The 20,786-nt window shown below is 67.7% G+C and carries 11 protein-coding genes; 8 read left to right on the top strand and 3 right to left on the bottom strand.

The window, feature by feature from the left end:
• Positions 1 to 217: 217 nt before the first annotated feature.
• Positions 218 to 955 (top strand): hypothetical protein, encoded by a 738-nt coding sequence (locus V1318_RS04260; protein WP_332937948.1) that lies wholly within the window; start codon positions 218 to 220, stop codon positions 953 to 955.
• Between the two features lie 372 nt (positions 956 to 1,327).
• Positions 1,328 to 2,722, top strand: coding sequence for a TIGR03013 family XrtA/PEP-CTERM system glycosyltransferase (locus V1318_RS04255; RefSeq protein ID WP_332937947.1), 1,395 nt, complete (start codon positions 1,328 to 1,330; stop codon positions 2,720 to 2,722).
• A 33-nt stretch (positions 2,723 to 2,755) separates the two neighbouring features.
• On the opposite strand, the gene V1318_RS04250 is transcribed toward V1318_RS04255, so the two are convergent.
• Both V1318_RS04250 and V1318_RS04245 read right to left on the bottom strand, forming a co-directional pair.
• Positions 2,756 to 3,496 carry a hypothetical protein gene (locus V1318_RS04250; protein ID WP_332937945.1) on the bottom strand — a complete coding sequence of 247 codons (741 nt, stop codon included), beginning with the start codon at positions 3,494 to 3,496 and terminating at the stop codon, positions 2,756 to 2,758.
• 149 nt (positions 3,497 to 3,645) lie between these two features.
• Positions 3,646 to 4,056 carry a J domain-containing protein gene (locus V1318_RS04245; protein ID WP_332937942.1) on the bottom strand — a complete coding sequence of 137 codons (411 nt, stop codon included), beginning with the start codon at positions 4,054 to 4,056 and terminating at the stop codon, positions 3,646 to 3,648.
• A 216-nt stretch (positions 4,057 to 4,272) separates the two neighbouring features.
• On the opposite strand from V1318_RS04245, the gene V1318_RS04240 reads away from it, so the two are divergent.
• From V1318_RS04240 to V1318_RS04215, 6 genes are read left to right on the top strand one after another with little or no spacing between them, the layout of a single operon-like run.
• Positions 4,273 to 12,609, top strand: a complete 8,337-nt coding sequence (locus V1318_RS04240) for an amino acid adenylation domain-containing protein (protein ID WP_332937940.1) — start codon at positions 4,273 to 4,275, stop codon at positions 12,607 to 12,609.
• A gap of 49 nt (positions 12,610 to 12,658) precedes the next feature.
• Positions 12,659 to 13,462: a hypothetical protein gene (locus V1318_RS04235; protein ID WP_332937938.1), complete on the top strand. Its 804-nt coding sequence runs from the start codon at positions 12,659 to 12,661 to the stop codon at positions 13,460 to 13,462.
• Positions 13,459 to 14,301 (top strand): hypothetical protein, encoded by an 843-nt coding sequence (locus V1318_RS04230; RefSeq protein ID WP_332937935.1) that lies wholly within the window; start codon positions 13,459 to 13,461, stop codon positions 14,299 to 14,301. Before V1318_RS04235 ends, V1318_RS04230 begins: the two co-directional genes overlap by 4 nt.
• Positions 14,298 to 16,082 (top strand): hypothetical protein, encoded by a 1,785-nt coding sequence (locus V1318_RS04225; protein WP_332937934.1) that lies wholly within the window; start codon positions 14,298 to 14,300, stop codon positions 16,080 to 16,082. The genes V1318_RS04230 and V1318_RS04225 overlap by 4 nt, the downstream gene beginning before the upstream one ends.
• A gap of 37 nt (positions 16,083 to 16,119) precedes the next feature.
• A complete protein-coding gene (locus V1318_RS04220; protein WP_332937932.1) occupies positions 16,120 to 17,640 on the top strand; it encodes an oligosaccharide flippase family protein in 1,521 nt (506 codons plus the stop codon).
• 1 nt (position 17,641) lies between these two features.
• Positions 17,642 to 18,406, top strand: a complete 765-nt coding sequence (locus V1318_RS04215; protein ID WP_332937931.1) for a YdcF family protein — start codon at positions 17,642 to 17,644, stop codon at positions 18,404 to 18,406.
• A gap of 115 nt (positions 18,407 to 18,521) precedes the next feature.
• On the opposite strand, the gene V1318_RS04210 is transcribed toward V1318_RS04215, so the two are convergent.
• Entirely contained in the window at positions 18,522 to 20,513 is a 1,992-nt protein-coding gene (locus V1318_RS04210; RefSeq protein ID WP_332937930.1) for a choice-of-anchor Q domain-containing protein, read from the bottom strand.
• Positions 20,514 to 20,786: the final 273 nt, after the last annotated feature.

Genomic DNA, 20,786 nt, shown 5'->3' with positions numbered 1-20,786 from the left:
AGCGTTGGGTTTCGCAGTGGCGGTCGATCGGACGGGCGGGGCGCGGTCTCCAATGCAGGGTACGTCGGGAGGTCGCGAGCGGCCCTGTTCGCGGCTTCGCATTGTACATACGCATGAGTATGGTTTGGCTGCCCGCAAGTGGGCGGCACTGAGCACCGCGGCCACTGCGCCGCCGATCTTCGGTGTGTCTGCTTCGTCCCGCGGTCCGAAAGCGTCCTTGGATCGCGTTGTTCCTGATGTCATGCGCCAGAAACTCCATGCCGCCGTGCTGCTGGCCTGCTTCTGGGCCGGCGGCAATGTGGGCGCACAGCCGGCATCGCAACAGGCGGCCCTGCCGGACGCCTCGCCGCATGCGATGGGAGCCGCCGCCGCGGCGCCGAATACCGAAGCCATCCGCGACTCGATCGCCGGCCCCTTGATCCAGGCGCTATCGGCGCGGCTAGGCGGTCGTGCCGTGGAGCTGCGACTGGATGTCGTCGACGTCCGCACCATCGGCGCCGACGAGCGTGCGATCAGCGGCTCCGGCGACGCGCAGGTCGTGGGCACGCAGGGCTGGATCGACTTCCGGTTCGGCCTGCGCTACGACGGTCGCCTGCGCAGGACGAGCTATCCCGAAGTCAGCATCGATGGCGTCGCCGCAGGAGAGCGCGACCTTCTCAACGACCCGCATCTGGTGCAGCGGCTTGAAGCCATCGTGATCGCGGACATGGCCCGGGAGCTGCGCAAGCCCTCGGCCTGGCTCCGTTTGGACAGCGTCTCCACCGTCCAGGGCGACGGCCGCCATCTGCGGATCGACGCGCGGGGCACGGCCTACCTCGATCGCTATGGCCCCGGCACTCCGCTGACCGTCGTGGCCCTTTACGACCGTTCCAGCGACGCCTGGCTGAAGCTCGAATACGGCCCGGGCCAAGAAGCCTCCAACCGCGTCTGGGATCGGCGGTTGTCGTCGCGTTGACGCCGCATGGCGGGGGCGCGCGTCGGCCCCGCGCCGCCGCGGGTGCGCCGAACGCCGCAGTCACGAACACCCGGCCGCGTCCGGGCCGCGGCGCGACGATCCGGAGCCGATGCGTCGAATCGACGATCCGATCGCGTTCGACGGCCGGAACGCCGCGATTCTCTCGTTGCTCAGGTAGAGCCAGCCCGTTTGGAGAGCGAGCGTCCTTTGCCCGGAAACGGGGTAGCCAGGAGTGAGGGCTACGCATCGGCAGGTAAAGCGTCATGAAGGATCACCCGGTAGCGTACTTTCGCTTCAGCGATCTCGATCCAGCGCGGAAACCAACAGGGGGCAGCTGTCGTCGCGTGCATTGCACGAGGGGCGGATAGCGCCATGAGCATCGCGCTGGCCAGTCGCAAGAACCGAGCATTGCTGCTGCTTTGGCTGGGCGAGACCTGGCTGCTGATCCTGTCGGTCATGGTGGCGGCATGGCTGCGCTTCCTGGAGACGTCGCAAGGTTTGTTCACCTTCTTTCAGTGGGCGCCGGTGCGCGCGTTCGTGTTCGCGGCCTTCATCACCGTGTCGATGGTGGCGTTCGGCCTGTACCAGGTGCACGTGCGCCACAGCCGGATGGAGTTCCTGATCCGGTTGTTGTTGTCTTTCGCATTCGGCGGCATCGCCTTGCTGGTGCTGTACTACCTGGTTCCGATGGCCTACATCGGCCGCGGCGTGCTGGCGCTGGCGCTGGCCATCGGTCTGATCGCGGTGACGGCGCTGCGCCTGATCGTCGAGCGGGTATTCAAGACGGACGTGTTCAGGCGTCGGGTGTTGGTGTTCGGCGCGGGCAAGAACGCCGACCTCATCAACAGTCGTCTGCGGCGGGGATCCGACCGTAGGTCCTTCGTGGTGGTGGGTTTCGTGCCGGTGCCGGGTCAGCCCGTGGTGGTGCCAGAGAAACTGCTGCTCAGCACGGATTTCGCCCTGTCCGAAATGGCGGAGTGGTTGCACGTCTACGAGATCGTCGTCGCGCCCGATGAGCGGCGCGGCGCGCTGCCGATGGAGGAAATGCTGACCTGCGCGCAGCGCGGAATCACCGTGACCGACCTGTCGACGTTCTTCGAGCGCGAGGCCGGCATGGTGAAGTTGAACGTTGCGGATCCTTCGTGGCTTGCGTTCTCGGGCGGTTTCGACCACTCGATGCCGCGCCGCCTCAACAAGCGGTTCTTCGATCTGGCCGCGGCCTGCGCCCTGTTGCTGGTCGCCTGGCCGTTCATGCTGCTGGTGGCCGCGTGCATCGCGCTGGAGTCGCGCGGTCCGATCCTGTATCGGCAGACGCGCATCGGAGAGAACGGGCGCACGTTCGAGCTGATCAAGTTCCGCAGCATGCGCGTGGATGCCGAATCCGATGGCGTGGCGAAGTGGGCGACCAAGAACGACGATCGCACCACCCGTGTCGGACGGATCATCCGCCTGTCGCGCCTGGATGAGCTTCCCCAGCTGTTCAACATCCTGCTCGGGGAGATGAGCTTCGTCGGTCCGCGGCCCGAGCGGCCGCAGTTCGTCGACATGCTCAGCCAGGAAGTGCGCTACTACAACGTCCGCCATTGCGTGAAACCGGGCCTGACCGGCTGGGCGCAGCTGCGCTATCCCTACGGAGCCTCGGTGCGGGATGCCGAAGAGAAGCTGACGTTCGACCTGTTCTACGTGAAGAACCACGGACTGGTGTTCGACCTGTTGATCATGCTGCAGACGGTCGAGGTGGTTCTGTTTCGCCGCGGTTCGCGCTGACCCCGCCGGCGGGCGGTTGCCTGCGTTTCGTGATCAGCCCGAAGATTCGGACCGGTCCGCCTTGTGCCGTGCGCCGACGAAAGCCAATCGCACTTCGCCGAAACGTTCCGCGATATAGCCCAGCAGCGCATGGATGAACAAGATGACGCCTGCCATCTCCATGCCTTCTTCCAGGCTGACGAGTACGTGATAGGTCAGGTTCCTATGGCCGTGCGCCTCGCGCCACCATCCCTCGATGAGTTCGATGCCCAGGGCGCCGCCGAGGTAGACCGCGGCGGAAATCGCGAAGGCGACCGCCGTCCTGCGCGGCAGGCGGAACAGGAAGCGCAGGAAGAACGCGCCCAGCACGCAGACCAGCGCAAGGCCGGGAATCACCCAGGCGAAGAAGAAGATGCCCAGCTGCCGGCCGCCGAGCAGCGCGCGCAAGGGCGCGATCAGCATTTCATGGAACGACAAGGCCTCGTCCACGGCCATCAGCATGAAACCGGCGGCGAGAATCGCCCACTTCGATACGTCGACGCCCTCGTGCCGGCTTTCCAGCACCGCGATCAAGGCGAGGGTCAGCGAGGCGCAGAACAGCAGCAGGGTCGAGAACAATGCCGGGAGGTTGTTCTCTCCGTCCATGCTGATCATCGCCAGGCCGACGACGTGCTCCTGGTGCGCGACCAGGCGGTAGGCCTGCATGCTCATGTTGGCGGCCACGAGCAGGACCGCCGCGAGGGACAGGGGCCAGGTGACGGCCCGTGGGTCGAGCGGGATCTTCCTGGCGTTCATCGTTTTGCCTGTCGCCTGCGTGGTACGGCTGTCGGTTCGCGCCTACCTCATGGAGAACGAGCCCAGGCCGCATCTGCGGACATCGCGGGCCATGCAGCGCCTTCTTCGCATGCGGACGCCGGCGGATCCGGACGCGCGATCCGGGGCCGCTACCTCAGCCATTCTCCCGAAGCCAGCGCCAGCAGGACGAACAGTAGAACCAGGAGCGCGACGGCCAGCGCCAATGCGGCCCGCGACGGCGCCGGCGGGCTATGCTCGGAAGGACGTGGGCTGTAGACGACATAGGCGCGCGATACGCCGGCGTGCGAAGGACCGCCGCGCCCCATCCGATGCGGCGCTTCCCCCGGCAGTCGCCCGTAGCGGCGATGGAATCGGGTCGCCGTGGTGTACAGACCGATCAGGTCGCACAGGTAAGCCGATTCCTGCGATTGCAACTTGGCACCGGGACGGCTGGGGTACAGCTCGGAGATCCGCCGGCGGTAGGCAAGCTGAAGTTCTTCCAGGCTGCAGTTGGGCCTCAGCCCCAGCTCGGAGTAAAGCTGTGTCAGGTCGGCTTTCATCGGAGACCTCCCGTGGCCCTATGGTAGCGCGCGGAACGGGCTGGGGCGCCGATTTTCCCGCGATTCGCGCATGGCCGCATGAGCACCCCCACGACGTTCGTCATGACATCAGCGCGCGATCCTTACCCTGCCGGGTACAGAACCGGGGGATACGACTGGGATGTCATCACGGTGGGCTCGCCAAGCGCTGCGGGCGCGGGCAGGGGAAAGACGGGAATGAACAAGCTATCCGATGGTTCTTCGCAGTACCGTCCGTTGGCCTGCATACCGCAACTGGTCGAACAGCAGGCCGCCGCCAGGCCGGATGCCATCGCCGTCAGCTGCGACGGCGCCAGCCTGAGCTATCGCGAACTGAACGCCAGAGCCAACCAGCTCGCCCATCGCCTGCGTTCCCTGGGAGTGGGGCCGGAGACGTTGGTGGCGATCGGCTTGGAGCGCTCGCTGGAGATGGTGGTGGGGCTGCTCGGCATCCTGAAGTCGGGCGGAGCGTACCTGCCCATAGATGCCTCCTATCCGCGCGATCGCGTGCGGTTCATGTTGGAGGACGCGCGCCCCGCCGTACTGCTGACATCGACAGGGCAGAAGGATGCGCTGCCGGCGACCGACGTGACGAGCTTGATGCTGGATAGCGACTGGACGGAATTCGCAGCGGAGCCTGTGCACGACCCCGAGCCGCTCGCGCGACTCGAGAATCTCGCCTATGTCATCTACACCTCCGGTTCGACGGGCAAGCCCAAGGGCTGCCAGATCACGCACGCCAATGTTGCGCGGCTGTTCGTCGCGACCCAGCCCTGGTTCGAATTCGGCCCGGACGATGTGTGGACCTTCTTCCATTCCCACGCCTTCGATTTTTCGGTGTGGGAGATCTGGGGCGCGCTGATCCACGGCGGACGCGTCGTGGTCGTGCCTTACCTGGCCAGCCGGTCGCCGGAAGTGTTTCTTGCGCTGCTGGCGAGCGAGCGCGTAACCGTGCTCAACCAGACGCCATCGGCGTTCCGCGGGCTGATCCAGGCCGATCTCGCGTCCGCCGCCGAGCCTTCCGGTTTGTCGCTGCGCTACGTGGTGTTCGGAGGCGAAGCCTTGGAACTGCAGATGTTGCGTCCGTGGTTCGAGCGTCACGGCGACCGCTCGCCGCGATTGATCAATATGTACGGCATCACCGAAACCACGGTCCATGTCACCTATCGGCCGATAGCCCGCGCGGACCTGGAGCGCAAAGCGGGCAGCGTGATCGGCGCTCCCATTCCCGATCTTCGCCTGTATGTGCTCGATCCCGAACGGGCGCCGGTCGCCGTCGGCGAGGTCGGCGAGATCCATGTGGCGGGTGCCGGCGTCAGTCGCGGCTATCTCAATCGCCCCGAGTTGACCGCCGAGCGGTTCTTCGACTGGCAGTCGCCCCACGGCGAGTCGGTGCGTTTGTACAAGACCGGCGACCTGGCTCGCCCGCTCGCCGACGGCGATCTGGAATACCTGGGCCGCAGCGACCATCAGGTCAAGATCCGCGGCTTCCGCATCGAGACCGGCGAGATCGAGAGCGTGCTCGCGCGGCACGAATCCGTCCGGGCCTGCGCCGTGATCGCGCTCGACGACCGCGCGGACGGCGAGGCGCGGTTGGTGGCCTATGTCGTTGCCGCCGACGCGCACGCCTCCCAGGCCTCGCTACGCGCCCATCTCGCGACCGCCCTGCCGGACTACATGATTCCCGGCGCATTCGTCCAGCTCGACGCGCTGCCATTGACCGAGAACGGCAAGCTCGACCGTCGTGCGTTGCCGGCGCCGGCGCGGCAGCGGCCCGAACTCGTCCATGCGTTCGAACCCGCCGTCGGCGCGCTTGAGGCGTCGCTTTGCGCCGCATTCGGCGAAATTCTCGCCGTCGACGGCGTCGGGCGCCACGACAACTTCTTCGAACTCGGCGGCGATTCGATGCTGGCCGCCAGGCTGTTGCAACGGCTTCAGCAAGCCGGTACGCACGCCGCTGTGATCCCGACCGCGCAGCTGTTCCGGTATCCGACGCCGGCGATGCTGGCCGGCTCGCTCGAAGGCGGCGGCGCCGCGCAGATCGATCCTGCGCGTTATGCGTCGGCGCATCGGCAGCAGGCTTGCGGGGCGGTGGCCGAACCCATCGCCATCGTAGCGATGGCGGGGCGCTTTCCCGGCGCCGCGGATGTCGAGGCGTTCTGGCGCAACCTCTGCGAGGGACGCGATTCGATCACGGTCTTCGGTCCCGAGGATCTGGATCCCGCGGTCGGCGCGCAGGATCGCGACGATCCGGCGTATGTGCCCGCGCGTGGCGTGATCGACGGTGTCGAGCAGTTCGACGCGGCCTTCTTCGGCATCGGTCCGAAGGAAGCCGAACTGATGGACCCGCAACAGCGGATATTCCTGGAGCTCGCCTGGGAATGCCTGGAGCGCGCCGGCCACGTGCCCGACGCGACCCCGACCCCGGTGGGCGTGTTCGGCGGCATGTTCAATGCCAGCTATTTCCAGCGGCATGTGAGCGCGCACCCGGACCTGGTCGACAAGGTCGGCGCCTTCCAGGTGATGTTGAACAACGAGAAGGACTTCATCGCCACCCGGGTCGCGCATAAGCTCAACCTGACCGGGCCCGCGGTCAGCGTGCATACGGCTTGTTCGACCTCGCTGGTGGCGATCTGCCAGGCCATCGACAGCCTGACGCTCGGCCATTGCGACATGGCTTTGGCCGGCGGCATCACCGTCACTTGTCCGCCGCGTAGCGGCTATTTCTACCAGGAAGGATCGATGCTGTCGCCCGATGGCCACACACGGCCGTTCGATGCGAACGCACAGGGCACGGTGTTCAGCGATGGCGCGGCGATCGTGCTGCTCAAGCGCCTGTCCGATGCCGTGGCGGACGGCAACCAGGTGTTCGCGGTGATCCGCGGCGGCGCGGTCAACAACGACGGCGCCGGCAAGGCCAGTTTCACCGCGCCCAGCAGCGAGGGCCAGGCAGCGGTCATCTCCATGGCCCACGATCGCGCAGGAGTGGATCCGCGCAGCATCGGCTATGTCGAAACCCACGGCACCGCAACGCCGGTCGGCGACCCGATCGAGATCGAGGGCCTGACGCGCGCCTTCCGTCGCGGTACCGATGAGCGCGGCTTCTGCAGGATCGGATCGGTGAAAAGCAACGTCGGTCACCTGGTCATAGCCGCGGGAGCGGCCGGCGTGATCAAGACCGCGCTGGCCTTGGCCGAGCAACGGATTCCGGCGACCGCGCATTTCAAGTCTCCCAATCCGGCCATCGACTTCTGCGGATCGCCGTTCGTCGTCAACGACGTTCTGACCGATTGGCCGGCCACGGACGTCCCGCGTCGCGCGGGCGTGAGTTCGTTTGGCGTCGGCGGCACCAATGCGCACGTCGTGCTGGAGGAGGCGCCGCAGCTGCCGGCGTCGGACTTGGCGAAGGGGCCGCAACTTATCGTGCTGTCCGCGCGCACGCCGACGGCGCTGTCGCGCGCGGCGACGCAACTGGCCGAGCATCTTGATGGCGAGCCGGATATCAATCTGGCCGACGTGGCGTGGACGCTATCCGTAGGCCGGAAGGCGTTCGCGCATCGCATTGCGGTCGTTGCCGACGATGCCGCTGGCGCGGCGGCGCAGCTGCGCAGTCCGGAAGTCGCCGCTGCCGCGGCGCGCAGCAAGCTTGCGCGGCCGGGCGGCGTCGTATTCCTGTTCCCCGGACAGGGCGCGACCTATCCGGCCATGGGCCGCGGCCTGTACGAGACGGAGCCGGCATTCCGGGCCGCGTTCGACGCTTGCGCCGATGCCCTGCTCGCCGAACTCGGCTTCGACCTGCGCGAACGCGTTTTCTCGGACGATCCGGAGGCGCTGCTGCCCACCGCGATCATGCAACCGGCGACGTTCGCGGTCGAATACTCGCTGGCGCAGCTGTGGATGAGCCACGGTATCGTGCCGGCGGCGATGATCGGACACAGCGTGGGCGAATTCGTCGCCGCCACGCTGGCGGGGGTGTTCGCCTTGCCGGATGCGCTGAAGCTGGTGGCGCGGCGTGGCGCGCTGATGCAGGCGCAGCCCGCCGGCGGCATGCTGTCGGTGCGGCTGGGCTTGGACGAGCTGCTGGCCAGGAAGCCCGACGATCTGTCGCTGGCCGCCGAGAACGCGCCCGGGAGCGTGGTCGTCGCCGGGACGCTGGACGCGATCGCGCGCTTCCAGGCCGAACTCGAAGCCCAGGGTGTCGCCTGTCGTGCCCTACGCACCTCGCATGCGTTCCATTCGCAGATGATGGAACCCGTGGTGGCTCCGTTCCGCGCCGAAGTGGCTGCCTTGAAGCTGTCCGCGCCTTCGATTCCGATCGTCTCGACCGCGACCGGAGATTGGCTGGACGATTCATCCGCAAAGTCTCCCGACTACTGGGCGTCGCACCTGCGTGAGCCCGTCCGCTTCGCGACGGCACTGGGCAAGGTGCTCGAAACGCCGTCGCGCGTGCTGCTCGAAGTGGGGCCGCGCGCCAGCTTGAGCGCCTTGTCGCGCCAGCACCCCGCCATGTCGAAGCAGCAGGCCATGGCGGTGCCCACGCTTGCCGACGATCCCGCCGTCGAAACCGCCAGTTTCCTTGCCGCCGCGGGCCAGCTATGGTGTCGTGGCACGCCGCTGGACATCGCCGCGTTCGACCGCCGTCACGGCCGCCGGCGCGTGCGGCTGCCCACCTATCCGTTCGAGCGTCAGCGCTTCTGGGTCGAGGCCGCGGCCGGCTCGAACGTCGTGCGACTTCCCGGCACGGCTGCCACGCACGCGATCCCGCACGAGCCTGACATGGCTTCCGCGCGCACCGTCGAGGATGCTGCCGTGGCGGCCACGGCGGCAGCGCCGGACCGGCATGCGCGGCTGGTCGCCCAGCTTTCCGGCCTCTTCGAGGACGTGGTCGGGCTCGATCTTTCCGAGGTCGATACCGAGGCCAATTTCATCGAGCTCGGCCTGGACAGCCTGATGCTGACCCAGGTGGCGCTGCGCCTGCAGAAGACATTCCCGGTCAAACTGACGTTCCGGCAGCTGATGAGCGAATGCAGCAGCCTGCAACGCCTGGCGGCGATGCTGGATGCGCAGCTGCCGGCGGAGCCCGCGAGCACGCCGGCGCCAGTGGCCGGGACATCCGCCCCGGACAGCGCGACGAACCTGGCGCACCGCCAGCCGGAGCAACGGACGCAGCCAGAGCATCGGCCGCTCGCCGCTCCGGGGCTTTCGATGGACGCATCAACCTCCGCGCTGCCCGGCGATGAAGCCGCGACGCACGCATCTGCCGGCCACGGGTCGCTCGCGCGCGTGGCGCCCACCACGGAGCCGCAGCGCGAGATCTGGCTGGCCGATCAGCTAGGGCGGGAAGCGTCGCTGGCCTTCAATCTATCGGTATCGCTGCATTTCCACGGCGAGCTGAATGTCGGGTTCCTGCGCGAGGCCCTGCAGGAACTGGTGGATCGGCACGAATCCTTGCGTGCCAGCATTGGGCCGGACGGATACAGCTTCCGCGTGCTGGAGCGATACGCCTTGCCGCTGTCGATCGAGGATCTTGCGTCGGTGCGGCCGGTCGTCGGGCAGGCGGCGGTCGACGAGCGCGTTCGGCGGACCGTGGAAACGCCGTTCGAGCTGGCCCAGGGGCCATTGTTCCGCGCCGAGTTGCTGCGCCTGGCGGAAGACGATCATCTTCTGCTGTTGACCGCGCACCACATCGTCTGCGACGGATGGTCGTGGTGGGCCATCGTGCGCGAGCTTGGCGCCCTGTACGGAAAACGCTTCGAGACGACGGCGCCGACGTTGCCGGAAGCATCCTCGTTCGTCGATTACGCACTGGCCGAAGCCGGTCATCAGGGCGATGCGGCCCATGCGGCCGACGAGGCGTATTGGCTCTCGCGCTTCGCCGCCGGTGCGCCGGTGCTGGAGCTGCCCACGGACCGGCCGCGGCCACCGAGCCGTAGCTTCGCGTCGGCACGCCTGGACCACGTACTCGATGGCGGCTTGCTGGAGGCCCTGCGCCGGATGGGCGCGGCCCGCGGCGTCGGCATGTTCGCCACGCTGCTGGCGGGTTTCTCGGCGCTGCTGTCGCGCCTGTCGTCGCAATCTGAGGTGGTGGTCGGGATCCCCGCGGCCGGGCAGGCGGTGTGCGGCGCCGACCATTTGGTGGGGCATTGCGTCAACCTGCTGCCGCTGCGCTTCGAACTCGATCCGGCCAAGTCGTTCGCGCATGCGATCGACGACGCGCAGTCCATGTTGCTCGATGCGCTGGAACACCAGCGCTACACCTTCGGAACGCTGCTCAGAAAGTTGCGGCTGCGGCGCGATCCGGCGCGGATACCGCTGGTGAGCGTGCTGTTCAACCTCGACCAGGCCATGGACCAGCAATCCACCGCGTTTCGCGGCTTGTCCATGGAATTCGACAGCAATCCGCGCAGCTTCGAGACGTTCGAGCTGTTCGTGAACGCCGTGCAGATCGATGGCCAGCTGCGACTCGAATGCCAGTACAACCGAGACCTGTTCGATGCCGCCACCATCCGGCGCTGGTTGCGCGCCTACGAAGCCTTGCTGCGCGCGGCAACGGAGCGCGAGACGGCGAGCTTCGCGAGCCTGCCGCTGGTCGATGAGGTCGCGCGTGCGGAACTGTCGGCATTGCAGCCGGCAGAGATCGCCTACGACCGCGACTGCAGGATGCACGAGTACTTCGAGGCCCAGTGCGATCGTACGCCGGACCAGGTCGCGCTGCGCAGCGGCCAGGCGTCCTTGAGTTATGCCGAATTGGAGGCTCGCGCGAACCGCGTCGCCCACGCGCTGCGCGGCCATGGCGTCCGTCGCGGCGCCTTGGTGGGTCTGGCGCTGGATCGCGGTCCCGACATGCTGGCTGCGTTGCTGGGCATCCTCAAGGCCGGTGCGGGGTATGTGCCCCTGGATCCGCAGTTCCCGAGCGAACGCCTCGCCTACATGGCCGCCGACGCAGGGCTCGCGATGCTGCTGACCACCCGCGAGCACGCCGGCCATTTCGATCTGCGCGGCAGGCCGGTGCTGCTGTTCGACGATGATGCGACCGAACTGGCGGCGGCCGCGACGACACGGCCAGGCCGCGACGAATACGCCGCACAGCCCGAGGATCCGGCCTACGTGATCTACACGTCCGGGTCCACCGGTCGCCCCAAGGGCGTCGTCGTGCCGCACCGGGCCGTGTCCAATTTCCTCGACAGCATGCGCCGCGAGCCTGGACTGGTCGCGCAGGACCGGCTGCTGGCCGTGACCACGCTGTCGTTCGACATCGCGGTGCTGGAACTGCTGCTGCCCCTGGCGGTGGGCGCGCAGATCGTGCTGGCGGATCGCGAAACCGTCGGCGACGGGGCCGCGCTGCGAAAGTTGCTGGAATGCAGCGCTGCGACGGTGATGCAGGGCACGCCCTCGAGTTGGCGCCTGCTGATCGACGCGGGCTGGAACGGCGGGCCCTGCTTCAAGGCTCTGTGCGGCGGCGAACCGATGGCGATCGACCTGGCGACATCGCTGTTGTCGCGTTGCGGATCGCTGTGGAACGTCTATGGCCCCACCGAAACCACGGTGTGGTCCACCTGTGCGCGCATCGTCCCGGCCGCCGACGGACAGGCGCCCGACATCCATATCGGACGGCCGATAGGCAATACCAGCGTGTGGATACTGGATGCGCAGGGCGGGCTTTGCCCGTTCGGCGTGCCGGGCGAGATCTGCATCGGCGGCGAAGGCGTCACCAAGGGATATCTGCAACGCCCTGAGCTGACCGCCGAACGCTTCGTCGCCGATCGCTATACGGCGAGCTCCGCGCAGGCGCCTGGGCGCGATGGCGTCGCCTTGCTGTATCGCACCGGGGATCGCGGCCGCTGGCGCGCGGACGGCAATCTCGAGCACATGGGACGTCTCGACCATCAGGTCAAGGTGCGCGGCTATCGCATCGAACTGGGTGAGATCGAGGCCAATCTCGCCACGCGCCAGGAGATCGCCCGCGCGCTCGTGATCGTGCGCGAGGACCGCGCGAACGACCAGCGCCTGGTGGCCTATGTGGTCGCCGCGCCGGGTGCGAGCATAGAGGAAGCGGCGCTGCGCGCGCACCTGCGCGAGCTGCTGCCGGCCTATATGCTGCCGCAGCATTTCGTCGTGCTGGAAGAGATTCCGCTCTTGCCCAACGGCAAGATCGACCGGAACGCGCTGCTGCCGCCAGTCGCTAAAGAGGAGGCGGTTTCGCCTTCTCCGAGCGCGACTGGGGCGGCAGCCGACCAACGCGTGCGTTACCTGTCTGAGATCTGGTCCGAGTTGTTGGGCCTGCCCGCGGGCCCGGACGACAATTTCTTCGAACTGGGTGGCCATTCGATGCTCGCGGTGCAGATGGCCAATCGGGTCGAGCGCGACACCGGCAAGCGGATCAAGCTGATCCGCCTGGGCGCGGAGACCCTGGCCCAGGTCGCGGCGGGCCTGCCCGTTCCCGGCCAGGGCGCCGTGCCCGCCAACGGCGTGGGCGGACGCATCAGCAGCGGCTTGCGACGGCTGTTCGGATTGAGAGAAGGGTCCGGCCCATGAACTTCGCCACGTTCGGCCGCGGTCGTGAGATTCCGAGGAGGCGATCGCGATGAGCCTCGATGGCTGGGAACCGTTCTGGCTCGGACCGCCGTCGCGCCGCTTGTACGCGGCGTTCCATGGTGCGTCGGGCGCGCCTTCGATCGGTATCGTCCTGGTGCCGCCGTTGCTGCATGAACTGCCGCGCAGCCGGCGTTTCGTCGCCGAGGTCGCCGCCGAACTGGCGGCTCTGGGCTTGCCGACCCTGCGTTTCGACTTCCATGGCACCGGCGATTCCGCGGGCACGGGGGAGGCTTTGGATCTCGATTCGATGCGCCGGGATCTCGAACTGGCGGTGGCCGCGCTGCGCGAAAGGACGCAGGTCGAGCGACTGGTCCTGATCGCATGGCGCGGCGGCGCGCTGGCATTGCCCGGATGGCTCGAGCGCGGCGGCACCGTCGATCTGATCCTGCTTTGGGAGCCGATCGTCGATGGCGCTGCCTGGCTGCGGGAATTGATGGAGGGCGATACGCGAGAACGCGCGGTGCGCCCGCCGCCGCGTGCCGGCGTTGCCCGCGCGACCGATCCGTCGGACGGCCAGCTGATGGGTTTTCCCGCTCCGTCGCGCCTGCGTTCCGAGCTTCGAAAAACGCGCCTGGACGACGGTATGCGTCGGGCTGGGGTGCCGGTATGGGCGATCGTCCGCGACGGGCCGGCGGAGCTTGGCATGGACGTCGCGAAGACCCTGCCGTTACCGGCGAATGCTCCCAGCTTCAATGTAGGCGCCGCGATGGATGCGACGTTCTTCCTCACCCCTCCGGTCCGCGAACTGGTCGCGAAGCTGGGGCGGGCCGTCCGCGAGGAAACATGGGCATGAATGCGGTGCTGGACGCCCATCCCGTAGAGGCGGCCGCGGCCGACGAGGTGTTCGTGCGCTTCGGCCCCGACGGGCGATTGCATGGCGTGCTCAGCGGCGCTCCGGGGACCGGGCCGACCCTGCTGTTGCCGAGCGCGGGTTTGCAACCGCGATCCGGGCCGTTCCGACTGCACGCGCTGCTGGCCCAGCGGCTCGCGGAACAGGGGGTTCGGACCTTCCGTTACGACATCCCGGGCGTGGGCGAAGCGCCGCGCATGCCGGAATGCGACGCCACCCAGGCGACGATCGCCGCGCTCGACCGACTCGAGGCCATGCACGGCTGTCGCAGCTTCGCGGTGGGCGGAATCTGCAGCGCCGCCGATACGGGCTGGGACGTCGCCAATATCGATCCGCGCGTGTCGGCGGTGTTGTTGTTGGATGGCCTGTGCTTCGCCGGCCCCTGGTATTACTACGCCCGGGCGCTGGAACTCTTGCGTCGCCTGCCCAGGGAATGGCGGCATTTCGCCCGCAAGCTGCGCGGACGCATGCGCGCGAACGCCGGTCTGGATTCGAACGCCTTTCGCACCTGGCCCGGCCACGCGCAGGCCAGGGAGCAGTTCGCGGCGATGGTGGCGCGAGATGTCCGCTTGCTGTGCATCTTCAGCGGCGGCTTCGCCGATCGGTTCCTGCATCCGCGCCAGTTCGAGTGGACCTTCGGCGCCGCGGCGCGCGACCCGCGCGTGACGATGCATTACTGGCCCGATTGCGATCACACCTATTTCGGGCGGGCGCAGCGCGAACGCCTGATCGAAACGATCACGGGCTGGATGAGCCGACTGCCAGGGCATCGGACCGGATGAAAGATATCGGCACGCAAGAGCGGACCCCGCTGTATCCCGCACCGGCGGGCGCGCAGCGGTCTTTGCGCGTGGCACTGGTGGGGCCGCCCCGGGTGCCGGGGTGGGTGCGGGCATTCCATGGCCTGATAGCCGGCTACGACTGGATCGAGCTGACGACTCTGGCCGATGCCGACGCGGCCCTGTCGAAGGTGTCCGGGATTCCCGCAAGCGTTCGCGCCTTGCTCGCGTTCGAGCATGCCGTGCTCGGCGGCAGTCGCAGCCTGGCGATGGTGCCGATGCCGGCCGATTCCGGCGGGGAAGCCGGTCGTGCGGCGGTCGGCCCCGGAGACGACATCCCTGTGCCGGAACGCATCGGCGGCTTGCGGCCCGATCTCGTCATCGCGCTCGGCACGGAATCCTGGGCGTCCACGCTGGCCGCTCAGTTGGAATGCGCATGTTGGCACGTCGACGCGAGCTTGCTGGACGAGCGCAACGCGGGGCTCTCGCTGCTCGGCCCGATGATGCGCCGTGAAACGGCGACGCGTATGGCCCTGGTCCTGCACGAGCCGAACCGGGCTCCCGTAGAGCTGGCGGCCAGTTGGGGCAGGACTCGCGCGACTTCGTTTCTCAAACAGCGCGAGGATGCATTCCGCAAGCTGCCGGCCCTGTTGCTGCGCGGCTTGCACCGCATGGCCCAGGCAGACCTGGCCGCCGGCTCCCATTCGATGGCGACGCTGGCGCTTCAGCCGGAGGCGCCGGCCGGACGGGCTGCGGGACTGCGCGCTTTCCTGTCGATCCTGCGCGCTTCTCCGCGCTGGCTGACGGGTTGGTTCCGCAACGCGCGCGTCGGCTGGACGCTGGTGCTGCGCCTGGACGGAACGCCGCTGGATCCTTGGGCGCCGGCGATCGGATCGCACGCGCTGCTGAAAGCGCCGAAGGGATGGTGGGGCGATCCCTGCGTAGTGATGGCGCAAGACCGCAGGCTGCTGTTCGTGGAGGAGATGCTGGATCCGCGCCTGAAGAAGGCCACCATCGCTTGCGTGGAACTGACCGCGGGAGGAGCGCGCGCGCTGGGTGTCGCGCTGGACGAGCCTGGCCATCTGTCTTTCCCGCAAGTCTTCGCATGGCAGGGACAGTGGTACATGACGGTCGAGTCCGGCTACGACCGGCGCGTCAGCCTGTATCGGGCCACGGATTTCCCCTTGGGATGGGCCAGGGTGCAGGACCTGGTCACCGGCCGCGTCTGCGTGGATCCGACCCTGCACCACCACGACGGTCGCTGGTACCTGTTCGCCAACGTCGCGGAGAACGATAACAACACCTGCGACGAACTGTTCCTGTTCGTCGCCGACCGGCTCGAGGGGCCGTATGCGCCGCATCCGGCGTCTCCCATCGTCTGCGACGTACGTCGCGCCCGCATGGCGGGGCGGTTGTTCCGGCGCGGCGGCAGCCTGATTCGGCCAGCCCAGGATTGCGGGCCCGGCTACGGCAATGCCGTCGTGTTCAACGAGGTGCTGGAGCTGGGGCCCACCACCTATCGCGAACGGCAACTTTCGCGGCTCGCCCCTCACCTGACGCGTAGCGTCGATGGCTGCCATACCTACAACGTTGCGGGCAGCGTCGAGGTCCTGGACGTCCTCGGGCGTCCGCCGAACGGGACGGCATACGTGGAAGTGCTGGATGAGCGGGCCGCTGCCGGTACGCGCGATCGCGCGCCTTTTCCCCCCGCGACGGGGCCGCTGGCTTCCCCCGCGCAACCTCCGGCCAGCGGCCCGGCGCATCCGGGCGCTCCGCCACGGTGATGCGAGTGTTCCTTCATGGCGATCGTGGTCATACGAGATGAATAGTTCGACGGAGCGCGCGCCGGACGCGGACGAGGACATTCGCGCCGTGCCCAGGGAGCGGCCCGGCATCGTTACGCATTATCTGCGCTATTCGATCTCGAACGGCCTGGTGATGCTGGCGGGCTTCATCTCGTTCCCGATCCTGACCCGGTTCCTCGACAACACTCAGTTCGGCATTCTCAGGTACTACGACACTCTGATGCTGCTGGGCGTGGCGATCATCAAGCTCGGCACGCCGCACGCGATCGTGCGCTTCTACCCCTACGACGGGAGCGAGCGGCGGATGCAGGAGTTCGGCACCAACATGGTGCTGCTGCCGCTGATGCTGTCCGCAACGATATGGCTGGCCGGGGTGTCCGTGCTCGTGCTCTGGTCCTGGCTGGGGGCAGGCACGTTCTCCCCGCTGGTCTGGTGCGCGGTGCTGATGATGCCGATGCTGGCGGCCGTCAACATCGTGCAGATGGTGATACGCGCGAGCGAGCGCTCGGATATCGTGATGGCCATGCGCGTCATCGGGCGCATGCTCGAGTTGGTGTTCGTGCTGGCCGCCGTGATCCTGGTGCAAAGAAGCGCGCTGGCGGTATACGGCGGCAAGATCGTCGCCACCTTGCTGCTGCTGGCGTGGCTCGCGCATTGGATGTACCGCAACGTCGAGGTGGCGCGCGACGCGATCGACTGGCGCGCCGTACGTGGCGGCCTGATCTACGGGCTTCCGCTGATGGCGCATGAGCTGGCTTTCAGCGTCCTGGCCAACGTGGACCGCTTCCTGCTCAAGCAGATCACCGGCGATTTCGCGACGGTCGGCATCTATGCCATCGGCTATGCGCTCGCGATGCAGCTGAACGTTTTCATAGACGCGACCTTATCAGAGGCTTTCACGCCGGTGGTCATGCGCGCCTACGAAACCGGCGGCAGCGATGCCGTGCGTGCGCTCAAGGAAAAAGTGCTGCTGCCGATGACCTACGCGGTCGTGGCCATCATCGGAATCCTGCTGGTGTCGGGGCAGGACCTGCTGGTGGCGATGAGCGGGCACGACAAGGCCGCATCGGGCGAAGTGTTCGTCGTGATCGGAATCACCGTATCGACCTACGCCGTGCTCGCCATCTCGAACTACGGCCTGCAACTGAAGAAGAAGACGATGCAGGTGCTGATCATCACCTTGGGCGCGGCGCTGCTGAACGTCGTCATGAATCTGGTTCTGATCCCCCGCATGGGTTACATGGGGGCGGCCTGGTCCACGGTGATCGCCTACGGTGCCTTGGCCGCCGCGCAGTTCGCGATCTGCCCGAAGGGCTTGGCGCGCCTGCCGGAGCTGCGTGCGGTCGTCGTGTCGCTCGCCTGCCTGGCGGTGTTGGTGGGCGTGGCGCGCGGCACCGATCTGTTCGGGTTGCACGCCGTTTGGGCCCGTCTGTCCGTCGCCGGATTGCTGTTCGCATCGCTGTATGCCTTGCCGGTCATGGCGCTGGACCGGAAACTGCGGCGGATGGCGATGGCCCTGATGACGCGGTCGCGATGAGGTGACGACCTGGCTGCTATCGCCGCTCGCATGGTTGTTGCTCGCGGGCGTGGCGACGCCCTGGGCGTGGCATCGCCGCCGGCGCCGCCGCTGGCCGTTGATCGCGGCCGTTGCGCTGGCGGCCGCCGCGCTAGCGGCCATGACGCCGCTTGCGGCCAACCTGCTGGTGAAGCCGCTGCAAGCGCCGCTCGCGGCGCCGCTCGCCTGCCGGAACGCAGCGCCATCGGTCGCCGTCGTGCTGGGCGGCGGCACCGACGGTCGCCCACGCAGCCATGGCGATTTTTCGGTGCTCAACCTGGCTTCTCGGCGACGCATGGATCGCGCGGTCGCGTGGTGGCGCGCGCGCGAAGGGCGCGTGCTCGTGCTGGAGGGCGGTGGGCCGCGCGGAGGCGTCGCCGTCGCCGAACTGATGGCGGCGTACGCACGAATGCAGGGCGTGCCAGCGACGGCCCTGCGCGTGGAAAGCCAATCCGACGATACCTGGGAAAACGCTCGTCATGCCGCACGCCTGTCGCCGCCGCTGCCGCGGCGCATCGTGCTGGTGACTTCGTTGATCCACATGCCGCGCGCTCGCGCGGCGTTCGCCGGTGCGGGCTTCGAAGTGTGCCCGCTGGGCGCGGATGCGCGCGGCTTGCCTTCGCGCCTGCCATGGGCGCTGATTCCGCGAACCAGTGCGCTGGCCAACACGGAGCTGGCCCTGCACGAGTGGGCGGGGCTGGCGTACTACCGCTGGCGCCATCGGCGCGAGGAGCCCGCGCATCCATGAAGCGCGCGCTCGCTAGGCCGCGCTGAGGCCATCCCTCCGACGAGCGGCGCGTCACGCGTCGCAAAAAAAAAGAGCCCCGGAAATCCGGGGCTCTTCGTCGGGTCGCTGCGGATGCTTACTTGTAGACCGAGAAGGTCGTGGTCGCCGTACTCTTCAGGCTGCCGGAGGTGGCCACGGCCGACAGCTTGTAGGTGCCGATCGAGCTGGGACCCGTGCCGGAGGTGAAGGACACGCGGGCATAACCGTTGGCGTCGGTGGTGGCGCTCAGGATCACATGGTTGACGCCGTTGGGCTTCAGCGCGTCGAACGCGACGTTGGCGCCCGAGACCGCCACGCCGTTCTTGAGGACGCGGGCGGTGATGGACACGACTTCGCCGGCCTTGTAGCTGGCCTTGCTGGTGCTGACGGTTTCGGTCAGGCCGGTAGCGGCGGCGGCGCCGACGGCATAAATGGCCGAGGCGTTGGCGGTATGGATCGTGCCGTTGGCGCTGCTGGCACCCGCGCCGATGCCGTAGTTGCCGGCGGTGGCCGTGGTCTTGGACATCACGGCAAGGGTCGCGGTGCCGCTGGCGCCGGGAGAAAGCGCGATCGCGGTCGTCGACAGCTCGCCCGTCCAGCCGCTGGGAACGCTGCGGGCGAGGGCGAACGAGGTGCTGGCGCAGGCACTGCTGTCGTTGTTCTTCAGGTTCAGCGTGTAGCGGTTCTCGGTGCCGGCGGTGACCGCGGCGGTCGGGCCCGTCATGGTCAGGGTCGGCGCCGCGCGGGTGCAGGTCGGAGTCGGCGGCGGAGGGGTGGAGCCGGCCTGGACCTCGTAGGCGCCCACGTCGTTGGCGGCGCCCGAGGGACGCGGCTGCAGGACGAAGTCGGTGGATACGCCGCTGATCGTCGGGGCCTTGTCGGTCACCGGGCTGCCGGCGAGCGGTTCGGCATCGAAGGCAGCCAGGGTCATGTTGGTCAGCTTCGGGTCCTGGGTGCAGGTGGTTCCCGTCTGGCAGGTGCGCACCTTCCAGGCCATGTTGCCGGAGAAGGTCTTGGCCGCCGGAGCGCTGCCGCCGCTGAACAGCGTCGCCGTGGAGCTGTTGGCGTAGTACGGGAAGCCGACCACCAGGTTGTTCTGGATGTTGACCTTGTCGCTGGAGGCGCCTTCGCCATAGGCGATCTGCGCATCGCCTTCGCCGGCGATGGTGTTGTGGCGCACGGTCGCGGTGTCGTTGCCGGTCAGGATCAGCAGCAGCGTGCTGCCGTAGGCGCGGCACAGATCGCCCTCGGCCATGTAGTACTTGCCGTGGAAATAGGTGCAGTTGCCGACCAGGACCGAGTTCTCGATCAGCGAGTTGCCCTTGATCTTGACCTGGTTGCCGGCGTTGGCGACCGAGTAGATGCGGCGCAGCGTCACGTTGGTCGTGTCCGCGCCGTCCATGTAACGCAGGTCGAGGCCGTCGGAGGTGTTGTGATGGACGAAGGCGTCTTCGATCAGCCATTGGCCGCCGGTGTCGACGGTACCGAAACCGTCGCCGTAGCCGCCGGTGGTCTGCGCCCAGCAGGCCCACGGCTCGCCGGTGGCGACGCGCTCGCCGCAGCCGTTCCAGCCGATCTCGATGTCGCGCATGACCATCTGGCCCGAGTTCGAACCGGTGCCGACGTTGCCGTCCCAGCCGGCGCTGCCGTTCTTGTTCATCTTGACGCGTTCGAGGGTCCAGTTGGACAGGCCGCCGGCGTTGAAGCCACGCGCCGCCATGCCGTGCACGTTCACGTCATGTATCCACACGTTGTTCGAGGCGGTGGCGTACACGCCCACGCGCGCCCAGGCCATGGCGCTGGTGCAGGTCGCTGCGGCATTGGAGTGGTTGTAGACGCAGTCGCTGTTGTCGGTGATTTCGAGATTGCCGATCTCGACGTTCGAGCTGCCGTCGAGATTGAGCACGCGGTGGGTGCCGGCGACGCCGACCAGCTTGGTGCCGGCCTTGCCGAGGATGCGGGTGCGCGAGGACGCGGTCGGACCGCTCGGGACTTTCTGCATGTAACCGCCGCTGCCGATCTGGAAGCTGCCGGCGCCGATCATCAGGGTGTCGCCGCCCACGATGCGCGCGCTACCCGAGGAGGGCATGGCGATATTGGGGTTCTTCCAGGCGCAGGCCTGGGCGGTTCCGCTGCCGGGATAGGCCGCATCGGCGCGGCCGGTGCACTGGGCGGCATCGCCACCATCGGTGCGGACGTAGAAGGTTGCGGCTTGGGCGGAGCCGATAGCGGCAAAGCCAAGCGAGGGAAGCAGGAACGAAAGGAGGGCTCTGGGCAGCTTGCGGCTGCGAAGGGGGGATGGGGACATTTAGTCTTGCAACTCCGTAGGGTTCGGGATGGGATGTGGTGGCACCTCCTTTGT

Origin of the sequence: Lysobacter sp. CCNWLW3, from assembly GCF_036697405.1 — a bacterium.
Taxonomy (GTDB): domain Bacteria; phylum Pseudomonadota; class Gammaproteobacteria; order Xanthomonadales; family Xanthomonadaceae; genus Lysobacter.
Note: the sequence above shows the minus strand (reverse complement) of the source record. Positions and strands in the feature narration are given on the sequence as shown.

Excerpts from the sequence above, each read along its gene's own strand:
- V1318_RS04255 (WP_332937947.1), top strand. The coding sequence starts at position 1,328 with ATGAGCATCGCGCTGGCCAGTCGCAAGAACCGAGCATTGCTGCTGCTT.
- V1318_RS04250 (WP_332937945.1), bottom strand. The coding sequence starts at position 3,496 with ATGAACGCCAGGAAGATCCCGCTCGACCCACGGGCCGTCACCTGGCCC.
- V1318_RS04245 (WP_332937942.1), bottom strand. The coding sequence starts at position 4,056 with ATGAAAGCCGACCTGACACAGCTTTACTCCGAGCTGGGGCTGAGGCCC.
- V1318_RS04240 (WP_332937940.1), top strand. The coding sequence starts at position 4,273 with ATGAACAAGCTATCCGATGGTTCTTCGCAGTACCGTCCGTTGGCCTGC.
- V1318_RS04235 (WP_332937938.1), top strand. The coding sequence starts at position 12,659 with ATGAGCCTCGATGGCTGGGAACCGTTCTGGCTCGGACCGCCGTCGCGC.
- V1318_RS04230 (WP_332937935.1), top strand. The coding sequence starts at position 13,459 with ATGAATGCGGTGCTGGACGCCCATCCCGTAGAGGCGGCCGCGGCCGAC.
- V1318_RS04225 (WP_332937934.1), top strand. The coding sequence starts at position 14,298 with ATGAAAGATATCGGCACGCAAGAGCGGACCCCGCTGTATCCCGCACCG.
- V1318_RS04220 (WP_332937932.1), top strand. The coding sequence starts at position 16,120 with ATGAATAGTTCGACGGAGCGCGCGCCGGACGCGGACGAGGACATTCGC.
- V1318_RS04210 (WP_332937930.1), bottom strand. The coding sequence starts at position 20,513 with ATGCCCTCCTCGGGTAGCGCGCGCATCGTGGGCGGCGACACCCTGATG.